The sequence below is a fragment of the Shewanella baltica genome (genome assembly GCF_900456975.1).
Taxonomy (GTDB): domain Bacteria; phylum Pseudomonadota; class Gammaproteobacteria; order Enterobacterales; family Shewanellaceae; genus Shewanella; species Shewanella baltica.
The window spans coordinates 1,372,597-1,389,376 of sequence record NZ_UGYM01000002.1 but is presented as its reverse complement, the minus strand read 5'-3'; the positions used below and the strand labels follow the sequence as shown (position 1 = coordinate 1,389,376).

The 16,780-nt window shown below is 44.7% G+C and carries 11 protein-coding genes; 4 read left to right on the top strand and 7 right to left on the bottom strand.

All coding sequences use genetic code 11. The features are described 5' to 3' along the window. The first annotated feature begins 79 nt into the window (after positions 1-79). Positions 80-2,206, top strand: a complete 2,127-nt coding sequence (gene mnmC1 / locus DYH48_RS06270; RefSeq protein ID WP_115334307.1) for an FAD-dependent 5-carboxymethylaminomethyl-2-thiouridine(34) oxidoreductase MnmC1 — start codon at positions 80-82, stop codon at positions 2,204-2,206. 94 nt (positions 2,207-2,300) lie between these two features. Here mnmC1 and DYH48_RS06265 read toward each other — a convergent pair whose 3' ends face one another. The 6 genes from DYH48_RS06265 to prmB all read right to left on the bottom strand — a co-directional run bounded on the left by DYH48_RS06265 (position 2,301) and on the right by prmB (position 8,065). After that, positions 2,301-3,077, bottom strand: a complete 777-nt coding sequence (locus DYH48_RS06265; RefSeq protein WP_115334306.1) for an RNA methyltransferase — start codon at positions 3,075-3,077, stop codon at positions 2,301-2,303. Next, on the bottom strand, positions 3,067-3,351 hold the full coding sequence (locus DYH48_RS06260; protein ID WP_006082230.1) for a YfcL family protein: 285 nt from the start codon (positions 3,349-3,351) through the stop codon (positions 3,067-3,069). Before DYH48_RS06260 ends, DYH48_RS06265 begins: the two co-directional genes overlap by 11 nt. A 5-nt stretch (positions 3,352-3,356) precedes the next feature. Beyond that, on the bottom strand, positions 3,357-4,535 hold the full coding sequence (locus tag DYH48_RS06255; RefSeq protein ID WP_107948188.1) for an ATP-NAD kinase family protein: 1,179 nt from the start codon (positions 4,533-4,535) through the stop codon (positions 3,357-3,359). A 99-nt stretch (positions 4,536-4,634) separates the two neighbouring features. Further along, positions 4,635-5,810, bottom strand: a complete 1,176-nt coding sequence (locus DYH48_RS06250; protein ID WP_115334305.1) for an MFS transporter — start codon at positions 5,808-5,810, stop codon at positions 4,635-4,637. 91 nt (positions 5,811-5,901) lie between these two features. Further along, the gene (gene aroC / locus DYH48_RS06245) at positions 5,902-6,996 is read right to left on the bottom strand and encodes a chorismate synthase (protein ID WP_006082233.1); all 1,095 of its coding nucleotides are present in this window, start codon (positions 6,994-6,996) and stop codon (positions 5,902-5,904) included. 124 nt (positions 6,997-7,120) lie between these two features. Next, on the bottom strand, positions 7,121-8,065 hold the full coding sequence (gene prmB / locus DYH48_RS06240) for a 50S ribosomal protein L3 N(5)-glutamine methyltransferase (protein WP_107404252.1): 945 nt from the start codon (positions 8,063-8,065) through the stop codon (positions 7,121-7,123). Positions 8,066-8,145: 80 nt separating this feature from the next. Between prmB and smrB the strand changes: the two genes are divergently transcribed. Further along, positions 8,146-8,676: an endonuclease SmrB gene (gene smrB / locus DYH48_RS06235; RefSeq protein ID WP_115334304.1), complete on the top strand. Its 531-nt coding sequence runs from the start codon at positions 8,146-8,148 to the stop codon at positions 8,674-8,676. 114 nt (positions 8,677-8,790) lie between these two features. On the opposite strand, the gene sixA is transcribed toward smrB, so the two are convergent. Next, positions 8,791-9,261, bottom strand: coding sequence for a phosphohistidine phosphatase SixA (gene sixA / locus DYH48_RS06230; protein WP_006082236.1), 471 nt, complete (start codon positions 9,259-9,261; stop codon positions 8,791-8,793). 169 nt (positions 9,262-9,430) lie between these two features. Between sixA and DYH48_RS06225 the strand changes: the two genes are divergently transcribed. Continuing rightward, positions 9,431-12,220, top strand: a complete 2,790-nt coding sequence (locus DYH48_RS06225) for an insulinase family protein (protein ID WP_115334303.1) — start codon at positions 9,431-9,433, stop codon at positions 12,218-12,220. 283 nt (positions 12,221-12,503) lie between these two features. Beyond that, entirely contained in the window at positions 12,504-16,763 is a 4,260-nt protein-coding gene (locus tag DYH48_RS06220) for an EAL domain-containing protein (protein ID WP_115334302.1), read from the top strand. The last annotated feature ends 17 nt before the right edge of the window (positions 16,764-16,780 follow it).

Here is a 16,780-nt window from a genome sequence, read left to right as displayed (position 1 = left end):
GTTTTGACTCAATTAAGTGGTCAGCTTTCCATAAAGGCGAGTAAAATAATGCCAATTATGAGACCGAGAGTAAATTTCTTTGACTGCAGAGCCCAATAAACCTTGCCAAATTAAGCGTGATTACCAGCAATTAATCAACCTTTATCCCGCAACCGCTGACACTGATGCACACTATCTCAGCAAGTTGAGCATTTATCAGCAGCGGGTATTTGAGGCTCATTCACAGCAAAAACTCTTAATATTAGGCCAAATTGGTTTAGGTAACGGGCTTGAACTCTTATCTTGGTGGCGCACTCAGGCGAATCCTAGCCAACGTTTACTCCTTAAGGTGTTCGAACCCAATCCGATTAATGCGTACGAACTTAAATCACTTTGGGATCAATCACTCGCTCTTGTGAAAGAAACCCCATTCGAGCCAAATCTTGAATCAAAGCAAGCGTCAGCGTTGGAGTGTAAATCTGAGCTCAGCCAACTTGCTCAAACCTTACTCGATGCTGAGCCGACGGCTATTATAGGTTGCCAGAGATTAATTTTTGATGACGGTCGTACCACTATCGACCTGCACTTTGGTGATATTCAAACCCAGCTCAGTTCACTCAGCCATTCGCCAATGCATCCGGTTCAACACTGGTTGATATTGCCCCATCTGCTACAGGCGCTACATCATCAAAGCCACTGGCAGATGGCAAAACTCAGTGACGATAGCGCGACCATTGCCACGATTGGATTAAGCGAATCAAGCGGATTAAGCGAAACAACAATCAACCGTTTCCAAGCCTGTGGCTTTACTGTGAGCGATATCAATGAGCTTGCTACCAAAGCTCTGGGTATCCATCAGCCAGTCACACTGATTAACCACCAGCCTGACGCCGTACTGCTTCACGAGCGCCAAGTCCTACGTCAGCAAGACGCTAAAGCCTATGCTTTTAATCCTATGGCTGCAATCTTATCCTCGGCGACGCAAAGCTCAATTGCCATTATAGGCGGCGGCTTAGCCTCGGCGCATTTGGCGCTGTCTTTGGCTGAGCGCGGCCAAGGTGCACAGGTATTTTGTAAAGATGCCGAGCTAGGCCAAGGCGCATCGGGCAATCGCCAAGGAGCCATTTATCCGCTGCTGACCCCAGAAAATGACGAACTGAGCCGCTTTTTCCAACAGGCATTTTTATTTAGCCGACGTCGAGTGCAGGCGCTGACATCCGCCCCCGCCGGCAATCAGACGCCGATTTCCCATGATTTTTGCGGCGTATTGCAAACCGCCCACGATGAACGCAGCCAATTACGACTCGATAAAATCATCCAAGGCCAACCCTGGCCAAGTGAAATCGCCTACGCCGTTGATGCTGAGCAAGCCAATGCCATTGCCAAAATCAATCTCGATAAGCCAGGCTTTTTTTATCCCTTAGGTGGCTGGGTTTGCCCATTTGAATATGCCGACGCTGCGATACAAAAAGCGCTGCAGCTTACCGAGGTTAAACTCCATTTGGAGACTGAAATCCTTGAAATTGAGTATCAAAGTGAAGGTTGGTATTTAATCGCCACCAAGCATCGCTTTGGCCCCTTCGCGCAACTTGTACTCGCCAATGGCGCTGAATTGACACAATTTGATGCCAGTAACAAATTACAAATTAGCCCCTTTCGCGGTCAAGTCAGCCATGTGCCCGCTCAATTTCAATTGAGTCAGCTCGCAACTGTGCTGTGCGCAAACGGTTATTTAACGCCAAGTTACCAAGGACTCCACTGCCTTGGCGCGAGTTACGTTAAAGAACCCGAGCATTTAGACTTTTGCCCGCAGGAACAACAAGAAAACCTCATGAAAATGCACGAGAGTTATCCGAACCAAAGCTGGCTTGAAGATATCAACATGAATGGCAACAATGCCCGCGTCGGCGTGCGTATGGTGACGCGGGATCATTTCCCTATGATGGGCTGCGCGCCCGATGTGGCGAAAATTCTTGAGGATTATGAGCAACATCAACACACTAAAGAAAGTCGCCACTACTGGCAAACCACGCCAGCGCCGGTGCATCAAGGACTGTATATTCTTGGTGGGTTAGGCTCACGGGGACTCAGTTCTGGGCCACTGGCCGCCGAATGTCTCGCGGCGCAGCTTTGCGGCGAGCCAATACCGCTCGATAAAGAAACCCTGTGTAAACTCAACCCCAATCGCATGTGGCTGCGAAAATTGCTCAAGGGTAAAGCGCTCTAGGCAATCAATCGCTAGAAAAATAACGTTTTGAGCACTATAAAAAAGGGATTAAGCCATGGCTTAATCCCTTTTTTAAATGTTTTCTGTAAACCACTTAAGCGGCTGTGATGACGATAGAGCTATCAATGCTGCTAGGCTCCACTTTGCTAGACTCAAGACTGCTAGCTTCAGCATGTCGAGGTTTTCGCGGCGCTCTGGGCACTTTTACCCGAGTACGATTGTTGTTATCGCGACTCTGACGAATAAGCGCATCACCGCTAAGACTGGGTACTAGGCTCGATGTCAGGCTTGCAGCCTCACGGTGAGATTTCGCCAATCTGTCGTATAACAACACATTGACCGACGCAGCAAGATTCATACACCCGACCGTTGGCACATACACTACGGCATCGGCTTTATCGATAATCTCTTGGCCAATGGTGCCATCTTCAGGACCAAACACATAAAAGGCCTTCGCGGGATGGACAAAATCCGGCAGCGGCGTCGCGCCAACCACCAAATCCACACAAATGAGCTTAGTGTCCGCCGGAATCGAGGCGAGTAATGAAGTCACGCCGGTGAGCGGAATGCGCTCTCCAGCATCCTTAGTATCGACATGGTATTGCACTGCACCCGAACGCGCGGCTAACTCGTAGCGCCTGCCTGTATAAAATACCCCGTCAACGCCATAACAACCCGATGCGCGCATAATACCGCCGACGTTAACGGGCGTTTTAGGATTCACTAAGCCGATAAATACTGCGCTGGCATCTAGCGTTTGCTCACTGGCTAATTCAGCACTTGGCATTTCTGTACTCGTTACTTCGGTACTAGTCACTGCAGTATTAGTCACTTGCTCGTTGTCAGTCATAGGCATAACGCTAGGCAACATCAAATTCGCCTACAATCCTTGCATGCAGCTGTGCCCATGCCTGTTCAACCAAGGCATAATCGGCATCATTTAATTCTTGGCGCGCGAGTGCTAAACAATCGGTCATTTTCAACATAAGGGCATCGAGATCGGTTGCACCCTGCGCTTCAAGTTGTGATAACACAACGGCGACATGGCCCTGTAAATAGCCACAGGCAAACAAAGCATCGTCATCACCATGGCTGACTACACTGGCGATCCACTGTTCTAATGCGTCTTCGTAATGCTCTAACATTGGGTCTAACTCTCCATTAATACTGGATTGGCCGACACATCTGCTGCGACCAATAAATCTGGATTGGCCACCTGATACATGACGTAATCATGGTAGCCCGTCGTCACTTTATAATAGCCGCCAAGCTCGCTATCTAATTTAGGGTCGCCACTATCCACAATTAGTGGTCGTCCATCAAGTGCTTTTAGCTTAGTTTTTGTGGCGAGGATAATAATATTGTCTTTTCCGATGCGCCGAATGAGCTCTGGCGACAACTGTTGATTGCCGCGTCCTAAGATATGGCCTTGACCGCCAATCAGAGTGATCACCAACTTAGTCGGCTTATCTTGGGTCAGTTCAAGCAATTCATTCGCGGTTAAGTCACTGCCAACAAGGTTTTTATCTTGAATGAGATCAACACCGAGCAGGGTATTGTCCAGAGCTAACTCTTCCATCACAAAGGCAACCGTACTGCCAGAGCCCATGATGTACAGTTCATCTTCCATTTGATTGATCACATCGGCGGCGATATCGGCCAGCACGAGTTCATCGACTTCCTTGCCGCCCATCTTCACCGCTTGCACATAACGCGGCTCGGCGGGCACTAAAAGCTCACCAAATCGTTTGGCGCGCACTGTGCCTTGGCGAAAAGCCACTTCGTCGATATCCATCACATCGGCGGACATCAAACTAACGAGTTCGCCATCGAGCAACATTTTGACCACCATGCCAGAGGCATGGGGCGTAATACCGTAAACGCCGGAATGAATTTTCACGCCAGCGGGCACACCAAGCACGGGTAATTTGTCATCGATAGTGGCTTGCTCAAACACGGAGTAAACGTCGCGTGCCGTGCCATCACCACCGGCAAAGAGCAGTAAATCCAGCGGTTCATCCAGCAGCGCACGCACAACGGCCTGCGTATCCAGTGCCTGTGTTTTATCCGGGGTTTGATACACCACTCGCGTGGTAAAACCCAGTGACTTTGCTGCGTCTTCACCCATGATGCCCGAAGCGGTAATAACCTCGATGTCATCAGCATAATCACGGATAACCTCAAGGGCCTGCATCATACGCAAAGCGGCTTTGGGTTCGGCGCCCAAGGCAAGCGCCTCTTCGGCAACGCCATCGCTGCCCTTAAGGCCAACACTGCCACCTAAGCCAGCCAGTGGATTGATCACTAACCCTAAACGAAACCGAATCACCTTTTACCTCACTTAACGCAATCTTGGAGTTTTTATCTTTATATTTTAGTATCTTAATAGATGCTTTTAATCGTGATTGATATTGCTAGATTGACATTGTTAGGCCGCATGGGCGGCAACGCCAGGTTTATCCCTAGGAATAAAGAATACCGCCAGCATAGCGGCAAAGGCGCATCCTGCTGCAAATACCCAAGACCAAACCGCCCCGCTACCATCGCCCCAAATATAGCCGCAAATCCAAGTACCGAGCGCGCCGCCAACCCCAAAACTTAAGCTGGCGTATAGGGCTTGACCTTGGCTTCTGTGACTCGCATCGAAATGCCTGTGCACAAATTGAATCGATGCCGCGTGGGTTAAGCCAAAGGTAAAGGCATGTAATAATTGACTAAAACCTAGCCACAACACGCTATCAACCCCAAAGGCGACCAACAACCAACGCAAGCAAGTCATGCCGATACTGACAATCAATAGGGTATTAACACCATAGCGGCCCAGTAAACGCGGCGCGAACATAAACATCACGATTTCGGCCATAGCGCCAAGGGCGACAAATATCCCCGCTGAAGATTCTGAGTAACCCGCTTGCTTTAAATATAAGACGAAGAAGCCGTAGAAAGGTCCCGCGCTCATTTGCAGCAACATGGCCGAGAGTAAGAACCAAATAATCGCCCTATTCCATTGTAATGGCGGCCGCACTTGACTGGTGTCACGCACTAAACGATTTGCTGGTAATGGCAACGCACTAGCTAACATGCCAATAAATAATGAGAAACCAATATAAGGCAGCACTTCTGTGCCCCACTGGCCAATCGCAAAGCCCGCACCGACAACCAGGCAGATATAACCGACACTGCCCCAACTGCGAATTTGACCGTAGCGACTGGCATTCTCGCCTAAGGTTTCTAAGGTGATCACTTCAAGCTGGGCAAGGATTGCGTTCCAAAAGAAGGTATAGAGGGCCAGACTCAGCGCCATATACACAAAACCGCCATGGTAGAAGAAACTCAAATACGCCAGCGCGGCGGCTCCCGCCCCCATTTTGATAAGCTCGGCACGCATCCCGGTTCGGTCAGCCACTTTGGCCCACACATTCGGGGCAACGATGCGCGTCGCCATCAGGATGGCGAGTAAAAAGCCAATTTCTTGAGGATTAAAACCGCGCTTTTCGAAGAAGACCCCAAGATAAGGGACCATAGTACCAAGAATAGAAAAGAAGAAAAAATAGCAGGCACAAAGCCAGCGTAATTGCCGGCTTGTGCTAGAAGAAGTTGACATTAACGCATTCCCTTTATCTCATGCCACTTGTTGTATCGTTATCGCATACCATCTATCACATGCGCCTATCTCATACCCCTATTTCATGCGCCTATCGCATACCAAGCACGGGCGTGTGACTGCGTACATCCTGATTTTGCGCTCTGTGTCTTAGCAAGTGATCCATCAACACAATAGCAAGCATAGCTTCGGCAATCGGTACAGCGCGGATCCCAACACAGGGATCGTGACGACCTTTAGTGACAACTTCGGCCATTTCACCCTGCGCCGTCATACTTTGGCCCGGCACACTGATGCTTGATGTGGGTTTTAAGGCAATATGGGCAATGATCGGCTGGCCCGATGAAATTCCACCGAGCACACCGCCCGCATGGTTAGATTCAAAGCCTTGAGGTGACATTAAGTCACGACCTTCGGAGCCCTTTTGAGTCACTACGCCAAAACCATCACCAATCTCAACACCTTTAACGGCATTGATGCCCATCAGCGCGTGGGCGATATCGGCATCCAATCGATCAAATACTGGCTCACCTAAACCCACTGGTACACCTGTCGCGATAACCGAGATTTTCGCGCCTATGGAGTCACCGGATTTTTTCAGCTCACGCATGTATTCATCAAGCGCTTCCAGCTTGCTGGCATCGGGAAAGAAAAAGGCATTTTGCTCAATTTGGTCAAGATCAATAGTCTGCGCACAAATAGGACCCAGCTGGGACATAAACCCATAGATCTCGATACCATGAACTTGCTTCAAATACTTTTTAGCCACCGCACCTGCCGCAACGCGCATCGCGGTTTCACGGGCAGACGAGCGGCCACCACCACGATAGTCACGCATACCGTACTTTTGCTGGTAGGTATAATCGGCGTGCCCCGGACGGAATAAATCTTTGATATTAGAGTAATCTTGACTGCGTTGATCGGTATTTTCGATCAAGAGTCCAATTGAGGTACCCGTGGTTTTACCCTCGAAAACGCCGGATAAAATCCGCACTTCGTCTGGCTCACGGCGGGCCGTGGTATATCGGGATGTCCCTGGGCGACGGCGGTCAAGATCATGCTGCATATCGGCTTCGGTTAATTCAAGCCCTGGTGGGCAACCATCAATAATGCAACCCAGTGCAACACCGTGACTCTCACCAAACGTCGTCACTACAAAATTTTGACCAATACTGTTTCCAGACATCCGCTTTGTACACCTTAGGTTATTTGTTCATCGCTCCGTGTCCAGCGACCACTGGACAATTTATTTTCCCGCTGCAAGCCTAACTGGCAGCGGGAAAAGTCTCAACCTAATTTGCTATCTTAGGTTATTCTGCGTCGCGATAAATGCCGAACACTGACTGATTTTCGACCAGTTGATCGCGGGTCAATACAAATACGCCATCGCCGCCATTTTCAAAGTTAATCCAAGTGAATGGCACTTCTGGGAATTGCTCAATCAAATGCACCATAGAATTACCGACTTCAACTACGAGTAACCCCGTTGACGTGAGGTATTGTGCGGCATTGGCCAGTATGCGTTTGGTTAAATCTAACCCGTCGCGACCTGAGGCTAAACCGATAGCTGGCTCATGGTGATATTCATCTGGCATGTCGCCAATGTCTTCAGCATCCACATAAGGTGGGTTTGAGACAATCAAATCATACTGAGGACCTTCAGGGATTGCCGAGAACAAATCCGATTGCATCGGGAATACTCGGTCCATCACGCCTAAGGTTTCGATATTGATTTGCGCCACATCTAAGGCATCTTCGCTGATGTCAAGCGCGTCAACTTCGGCATCTTCAAATTCGTAGGCACAGGCAATCGCGATACAAGCGCTGCCAGTACATAAATCTAAAATACGCGTTACTGGTTTGCCATATAACCAAGGGCTAAAACGATTGGCGATCATTTCGGCAATCGGTGAACGTGGCACTAACACACGCTCATCGACGTAAAATTCAAGTCCGGCAAAACGCGCTTTGTTGGTCAGGTAAGGCACAGGTAGGCGCTCTCTGACACGGCGAATAATCAACTCGACAATTTTATGCTTTTCACTGCTGGTCAAGTTGCTTAAAATCACTTGCTGGCCGATTTCTTCGGGTAAGTGTAAAGCATGGAAAACTAAGGCGATGGCTTCATCCCACGCGTTATCAGTACCATGACCATAATACACATTGGCGTCGTTAAAACGGCTCACGGCCCAACGTAACATATCGCCAATAGTGCGTAATTCTGTCACAGCTTCATCTACAAAGATCTTATCCAAAACGTGCTCCCGCTAGTTTGTTCGCGAACATTGTAACTGAACTCTATTCAGAAACCATAGGATTCAATAGAATACCCGCCATGAATAAAAACGACGACAAAGAAGGCTTGGCGATGTTCTCAGCGCTTATCGATGGTATTAAACCCATCACGCAAAATAAGCGACACTTTCGCACGCCCTTAAAAACCAAACAGGAAATAGAACTGAAAGAGCAGCAACTGCATGCTAACAGTTATTTCTCAGATACTTATCAGCCACTACTGCCAGTACAAGGGCCGATGCGTTGGTTGGAGGAAGGTGTTGATAGCCTAGAACTCAAACGCCTGCGACGTGGAGATTACCAGCCAGATTTGCTGCTGGATTTGCACGGCTATCGCCAATCGGAAGCCAAACTTGAGCTAGCGGCACTGATCCAAGCCTGCGTTAAACAGCAAAGCCTGTGTTGCTGCATTATGCATGGTTACGGCAGTGGCATATTGAAACAACAAGTCCCCATGTGGTTAGTGCAGCATCCTATGGTGAAGGCTTTCCATCAGGCTCCTAAAGAATGGGGCGGCGATGCGGCATTATTAGTGCTGATTGATATTGGTGAGCAGCCGCATAGACGTTAACTCACTATCGGCTTTAAAGATTAACGTTTCCGATTTGGCGATTTAGAGATTTACCGAAAACAAACGGCCCACATTCAGTGGGCCGTTTGTTTGTAAAAGGGATATCAATCAAGACTAGCTAATGCTGTGGGGCGCGTGCTGCCATACGATTGAAGCTTGCTCGGCATGTTTATCAATGAGCGTAATGCCCGAAGTGGCAAATAACGGCGGCTCAACACCCGCCACTAACTCACTGACTAAATAGCCCAATAACGGCATGTGAGCAATCACTAGCACTTTATCCGCCTTGTATAACTCAGCGTAGGCTACAACTAACGCGGCTACATTGGCGGGATCGCCAGAAGGAACAAGATCATCAGCGACTAACCACTTACGCGGCTCAGGAAAATGCTGACTCAGCTCCTGCCAAGTTTGCTGTGCACGTAAGTAAGGACTCACCAAAACAAGATCGAAATCAGTCACACTGCGAGCCAACCAGTTGCTCATCAACACAGTATGGTGCCTTCCAACATCGGTCAGTGTTCTGTCTCTATCAGACTGAGCATTAAATCCGGCGTCACCATGTCTCATCAAAAATAGCTGCATACTTCTCTCGCGACTCAAACTTGTTTTTGTTTTATCCCAATTGTAGCCCTAAAATCCATTTCAACAAACCTTGTAAGACTTAATCTTTAGTCGATAAACACAAGAGATATTTGCTAAAAACCATTAAGACTATCAATATATAACAAGCTATCGTTATCGGAGTGTCTCTTTGCAAGCCTCTCAGTCCATTTATAAAAGTCCAAACGATCACCGTCAGTATCGTTATCTTGTGTTAGATAATGCGCTTAGGGTGTTATTGGTTGAAGATCAAGATGCCAGCCAAGCGGCCGCATCTATGGCTGTAGGCGTGGGTCATTTTGATGATCCCGCAGATAGACCCGGCATGGCGCACTTTTTAGAGCATATGCTCTTTCTTGGTACCGAAAAATTTCCCGACTCAGGCGAGTACCATGCCTTTATCAACCAACATGGCGGCAGCAATAACGCTTGGACGGGCACAGAGCACACCAACTTCTTTTTCACCATCAATGAAGACGTGTTTGCCGACTCCTTAGACAGATTCAGCCAATTTTTTATTGCGCCTAAATTTGACTTAGAACTGGTCGATAGAGAACGCCAAGCTATTGAATCTGAATTTAGTTTAAAACTGAAAGACGATATTCGCCGTACCTATCAAGTGCTCAAAGAGACAGTTAATCCACTGCATCCTTTCTCAAAATTTTCAGTCGGTAACTTAGTCACCTTAGGCGGAGAGCAAGCACAGGTACGTAGCGAATTACTCGATTTCTATCAAAGCCACTACAGCGCCAACTTAATGACCTTGTGCTTGGTCGCGCCGCTTTCCCTCGACGAATTAGAAGATTTAGCCTGCCATTATTTTAGCGGGATCCAAAACTTGAACTTAGTGAAAAACTATCCTCAAGTGCCGCTGTTTTCAGAAAAGGAGCTGTTAACCCAAATTGATATCGTACCGCTTAAGGAGCAAAAACGCTTAAGCATCAGCTTTAATTTCCCTGGCATTGACCACTACTACAAACGTAAGCCTTTGACTTATATCAGCCATATTTTAGGTAATGAGAGCCATGGCAGCCTTTTGTCCTATCTTAAAGAGCAGGGACTTGTGAATAACTTGTCCGCGGGCGGCGGCGTAAATGGTTATAACTTCAAGGATTACAGTATCGGTTTACAGTTAACCGATAAGGGACTGGCGAATCTTGATGAGATTATCAGCTGCAGTTTTGAGTATATTGAGCTCATCAAAACCCAAGGTTTAGATGAATGGCGTTATTTAGAACGCGCAAACCTGCTCAAAATGGCATTTCGCTACCAAGAGCAAGTTAAATCACTCGATTTAGCCAGCCACCTCAGCATCAATATGCATCATTATGAAGTCGAAGATTTGGTCTTTGGTGACTATCGAATGGATGGGCTGGATATTCCAGAAACCATAGCCCTACTCGAGCTAATGACGCCCCACAATATGCGTCTGCAGCTTATCGCGCAATCGGTTAAAACGGATCGTAAAGCCAACTGGTATCACACACCCTATAAAGTGCGCCCTATTGCGCCTCAATCACTTGCTCGTTGGCAAGTGAGCAGTATTCGCCCTGAATTACAATTACCTGCTGCAAACCCATTTATCGTCGCCGACTCCATTCCTCGACCAGATAAGAGCGATGTCGAGGTACCAGTGATCGTTGCAGAATCGACGGGATACCGTATTTGGCACAAGAAAGACGATGAGTTTAATGTGCCCAAGGGCCACATGTATTTGTCGCTGGACTCAGAACAGGCGAGTAAAACACCTAAACATGCCGCCCTCACCCGCCTGTATGTTGAAATGCTGCTCGATTATCTGACTGAACCAACCTATCAGGCCGAAGTTGCGGGCTTAAGCTACAATATTTATCCGCATCAAGGCGGCATTACCCTGCATTTATCGGGCTTTACCGGTAATCAAGAAACCCTGTTGGCCTTGTTAATCCACAAAGCCAGAGAGCGTAATTTTACTGAAGAACGTTTTGCCCTAATTAAATCTCAACTACTGCGCAGTTGGCAGAATCTAGCGCAGGCTAAACCTATTTCACAATTGTTTACTAGCCTCACTGTCACGCTACAAAAAAGCAGTTATGAGCCTGCCCGCATGGCTCAAATGCTCGAAGACATAAGCCTTGAAGATTTGCATAACCATGTACGCGCCTTTTACGAGAAGATCTATCTTGAAGGATTAGTTTATGGGGATTGGTTAGTCTCTGAAGCGCAAGCTCTCGGTAAACGCTTAGAGCACATTTTATCCTTGGTTTCGACGCCAAGCGCAGAGTCCACCAGAGAATTAGTCAATTTAACGGGTCAAGGCACCTTACTTAGAGAACTTGCAATAGATCATCAAGATAGCGCGATCATTGTGTATTACCAATCCACAGTAGCAACGCCAGAAAAAATGGCACTGTTTAGCTTACTAAATCATACTATGTCGTCCACCTTCTTCCATGAACTGCGAACTGAAAAACAGTTAGGCTACATGGTTGGCACAGGTTATCTGCCGCTCAATCGCCATCCAGGACTCATTTTTTATATCCAGTCACCTACGACTGGACCACTGCATTTATTAGAGGCGATAGATGAGTTTATTGCCGACTTTAATTACGCCGTGATGCAAATCACCAACGAAGAATGGGAAAGCACTAAGGTCGGTCTTATTAGTCAGATCATGGAGCACGATGCAAACCTCAAAACTCGCAGCCAACGATATTGGGTCAGTGTCGGCAACAGAGATTATCAATTTAATCAAAGAGAACTGGTCGTAGACGAAATCACTAAGCTCACCCGCACTGATTTACTCAAATTCATGATGCGTAAAATGCGCACCAAACACAGTGACCGCTTAGTCTTATTTAGCACGGGTGAACAGCACAGAACTCAGGCAGCGTTGCAGTCAGAAAAGATGATCACAGATCTCAAAACGTTTAAGCAAACGGCAGAGAAGTTTAATTTCTAAACAAAAACACTTTTACACACACATTTGTTCACAAAGTTGGACAAACAAACAAAACCGCTACAAATTGGCCCAACTATAGTTGTATCTATCACGGTTGGGCGTAATACTAATGTAAAACATGGCTAGTCCATGTTCTCCCCCTTCTACTGCGGACAATTTTGCTGCATCTACATGCTGTTAAAAGGATTTTTAGCCGCCTCCTCTTTGACAAAGCCCTCACTTTCTGGAAAAGTGATGTAACACAATTGTTTCATGGCATCCTCGGATAATAAGAATAAACACTATGCCTAAAGCACTCTTTAAAATCGTCTTGCTCGCTTTCTTTGGCTTGCATGCATTCGAAGACGTAAACGCATCTCCCTTTTCTGATAAATCTCCAATTATTCTCCAATCACAATCTTTTGGTGTCCCACAAGGACTTTCCCAAAGCACAGTTACGTCTATAGTCCAGGACCATGATGGCTATCTATGGATTGGAACATTTAATGGACTTAATCGATTTGATGGGAAAAACTTTAAGCATTTTTATGCTAATGATGCCAGAACAGGCCTTCCCAGTTCTTTTATCAGAAGTTTACTCATTGATGAACAAGGCGTGTTATATGTTGGAACCGATAGTGGTCTAGTCGTATATGATAAACTGCAAGAATCATTTTCTCATTATGGCCTATCGGTAAATGACTCCCCAGTCTGGAGCCTCAACTCAAGTGATAAGAGTTTAATTGTTGGAACCAACAAAGCAATTATTGATATAAGTAACAAAGAGCAAACTTATGAACTGTCAAAGAAAGGCCTAAGTGAAATTAAAAAAACTATAAAAGTAGGCGACGATTATTATATAAGAGACTATGCAGGTACATTATTTGAACTAAGCGGGAGTGAGTTAAAAGAGATAGCTCGAAAAACAATGGATTTCGAGCAAAAGAATGACACGACAATGCTAATATCATTCAGTGATGGATTATATGAATACGAAGGCAATGAAATAGTAAAAGTCGATAATCGAGCGTTTTCATTACTTACAAAATACAAAAAAAACATATATGGCTTCACAAATGAAAATATTGTTGATATTTCCAACAACACTACTATTGGACTTTTATCTCCAGATAGACCTGACAAAACGTCTTCATTTTTTGCAACCGAAGATATGTTTATATTAGGAAGTATTGATCAAGGCATCACTATTGTTAAAAAAGTAAATAATTTAGTGCAAAAAACCAACTTGACGACAGATAGCACATGGCATCTTACAAAAAATACTAAAGGTTTTCTGGTTTCATCTGACGCTGAAAAAATAAAACTTTTTGATGAAAATCTAAACCTAATAAAAAGTTTCAACACTCATACTCAAGGATACAAATACGCAGTTCTAAGTGACGATGGGCTTTATTTTGGTACTAATACAGGGTTGTTTTTACAGAAAGATGATTCATCCAAGTTGATTAGCAAAAATATAATATCATCACTCTCTATTAATGAAAATAGCTTGACAATTGCTGCTGGCACACCTGACGGTAAAGTTTTAATCATCAAAAATGGTGAAATTACTAACAGCATTGATACAAAAAAGAATGAGCCAATTTTTGACGTAGAGTTAACATCTGACAACCTAATATATATAGCTGGACAAGATGGACTAAAAAAATATGAAAATGGGTTATTAGAAAGCTTAAGCAATGAAATAACTTACAGCATCGAAAAAAGTGATAATGGAATTTACTTTGGAACATCAACATCACTGATGCTTTATAATGATACCAATAAAAAAATTTCGAGAATACTCTCTAACAATAAAGAGATCTACGCTATTGTAGATAATGATGGTTTTATAACAGCCTCATCACTAAGTGAAATCATTATTTTTGATAAAAACAGTAAAGTATCTTATACCTTAAAAACATCAAATGGGAGTCAATATGAGTACAACGCTCCCAATGGTATCAATATAAACGGTAATACTCTACTTGCGGGGATTAGTGGAATTAGTCTAGTATCACCTAAAGATGTTGTAAGTTATGTAAAGAAAAGCAAGGTAAATAAAACAGAAATATCAGATTTCTTAGTATTTAATATAGTTCAAAATCAAGAAAGCAACTATCTAGTACAATCAATCGCAGCATCTAATGAAATATCATTGAAATACTCTGACTATCCATTTTCGTTCAATTTTATATCTCCCATGTCAGACGACTCATCAACTAACTACTACTATAGAATGTTCGGTCTTTCTGATATATGGATACCTGCAAATGGAACAAACTCAGCAACATATACAAACCTATCTCCAGGAAATTATACTTTTCAAGTTTATTCTGTTAATTCACTTTCCGGTGAAAAAGCAGTAACAAAAGAGCTTACTGTCATTATAACACCTCCTTGGTGGTCATCATTTCAAGCAAAATCTATTTATGCTGCTATTGTATTATTTATTTCCTACCTTGTGACAAAAGCCATATTACGTCGTAGAGAAACACAAAGACAGATTGTACTCAGTGAAGAACGATTAAAACTATCACTATGGGGAAGTGGTGATGAAATGTGGGACTGGGATATAGAAACTGGCAACATTTTCCGCTCAAATATCTGGGGAGCACTTGAATTCCCCCGTGATGGACACCGTTCTGGTAAATCAGATGAAGAGAGCAATATACATCCAATGGATCAAGAGCGTGTTCGAGAAGCGCTCAATAAGCATTTTTATGGTGAAACAGATCATTTTGAAGCCGCATACCGAGTAAAAGGTAAAGACGACAATTGGGTGTGGATCTTAGACCGCGCCAAAATTGTAGAACGTGATGAAAAAGATAATGCCCTGCGAATGACTGGAACGATTAAGAATATTAGTCAATTTAAACAAAAAGAAGAGCAACTAAAACTCTTTGAAAAGGCTATTGAAAATATTTCGGAAGGCATGTTTATCCTCGACAGCGAATACCGTTTTGTCGAAGTTAATGAAGCTTGCTGTAAGATTTCATTACGTAACCGAACTGATTTTATTGGTAACTTACTCACATTTGATTTATATCCTGAAACCTTCTCCACCCAAATCAGGACCATGTTGAAACAACAAGGTCGCTGGGCAAATGAAGTCGAAGCAGCCAGAGGAGATAAAAGTCACTTCCACATGGAGCTCACTATCGATGCTATCTATGATGAGTTAGGTGAATTGTCACACTATGTCGGGGTTTTTTCGGATATTTCGAGACGAAAACAGCAAGAAGAAGAACTTAGAAAACTAACCAATAATGATCTTTTAACCGGACTACCTAATCGCTCCAACTTACAAGTGACCTTAAGTAACTTAGTGAATCGAGAAATAGCTCATGCGCTAATGGTGCTTGACCTTGATAATTTTAAGCGTATTAATGATTCATTAGGTCACCAGATTGGAGATACATTATTAAAGCTCGTTGCTGCCCGCATTAAGTCCTTACTTCCTAAAAATACCAGTATTTACCGTCTAGGCGGAGATGAATTCGCCATTGTATTAGATAAAAACTCAGATATAAGCGCCAGTGCTGCCATCGCTAACCGTATTATCGAAGGGTTAAAACCCGCTTTTGAAGTGAGTAATGAGCAACTAGTCCTAGGATTAAGTATTGGTATAGTGCTATTCCCAGAAGATGAGCAAAGCGAGCAAGCATTACTGAGGAAAGCAGATATTGCCATGTACCATGCTAAGTCAGCGGGAGGTAATTGCTATCAGTTTTATTCAGAGTCATTAAATCAGCATGCGATTAGGCAGTTAGAAATAGAGAATCTTATCCGTGAAGGCTTAAAAGATGATCTATTTGAAGTTTATTATCAGCCTAAGGTTGATCTTAAGCGTGGTAAAATTGCAGGCATGGAGGCTTTGGTCAGATTAAATCATCCAATACATGGTTTGATACCCCCAAATGATTTTATTCCACTTGCTGAGGAAAACGGCTTAATTGTTGAAATTGGTGAAATCGTCTTACGCAAAGCCTGTTTCGCAGCGCAGAAATGGCGTGAACAAGGAATATTCAGCGGCAGAGTCGCCGTCAATTTATCGTCACGTCAATTTGCACTCCCCGATATTCAACAGCGAATAGAGTCGATATTAAGACTCACCAAACTCCCCGCATGTCATCTTGAATTAGAAATAACTGAAGGTACTGTCATTAAGCAGCCGGAAACGGCGATTGTTGTCATGCAGCAACTGGCGAAAATGGGCGTTAGCTTGGCACTCGATGATTTCGGCACTGGGTACTCATCCCTTTCATACTTAAAACGTTTCCCGATTCATACTTTAAAAATTGATAAAGCTTTTGTTGACGATATTGATAAGTCTGATCGCGATCTCAAAATGGTCGATTCTATTATCACTATCGCCCATAACATGGGGCTTTCTGTTGTGGGTGAAGGAGTAGAACAGACTGCGCAACTAAACATTTTACGAGCACTTAACTGTGAAGAGATCCAAGGCTATATCTTTAGTAAGGCTATAAAAGAGACCGAGTTTACCCTGCTACTCCAAGAAGACATGATAAAGCCAAACACCCAAAGTAACATTAATTAATCATTTAAATCTCAATT

What these genes read in the sequence shown, in the direction of transcription:
- sixA (WP_006082236.1), bottom strand. Translation starts at nt 9,261, where the DNA reads ATGCAGCTATTTTTGATGAGACATGGTGACGCCGGATTTAATGCTCAG.
- smrB (WP_115334304.1), top strand. Translation starts at nt 8,146, where the DNA reads ATGAATAAAAACGACGACAAAGAAGGCTTGGCGATGTTCTCAGCGCTT.
- DYH48_RS06220 (WP_115334302.1), top strand. Translation starts at nt 12,504, where the DNA reads ATGCCTAAAGCACTCTTTAAAATCGTCTTGCTCGCTTTCTTTGGCTTG.
- aroC (WP_006082233.1), bottom strand. Translation starts at nt 6,996, where the DNA reads ATGTCTGGAAACAGTATTGGTCAAAATTTTGTAGTGACGACGTTTGGT.
- DYH48_RS06260 (WP_006082230.1), bottom strand. Translation starts at nt 3,351, where the DNA reads ATGTTAGAGCATTACGAAGACGCATTAGAACAGTGGATCGCCAGTGTA.
- DYH48_RS06265 (WP_115334306.1), bottom strand. Translation starts at nt 3,077, where the DNA reads ATGTTGCCTAGCGTTATGCCTATGACTGACAACGAGCAAGTGACTAAT.
- DYH48_RS06250 (WP_115334305.1), bottom strand. Translation starts at nt 5,810, where the DNA reads ATGTCAACTTCTTCTAGCACAAGCCGGCAATTACGCTGGCTTTGTGCC.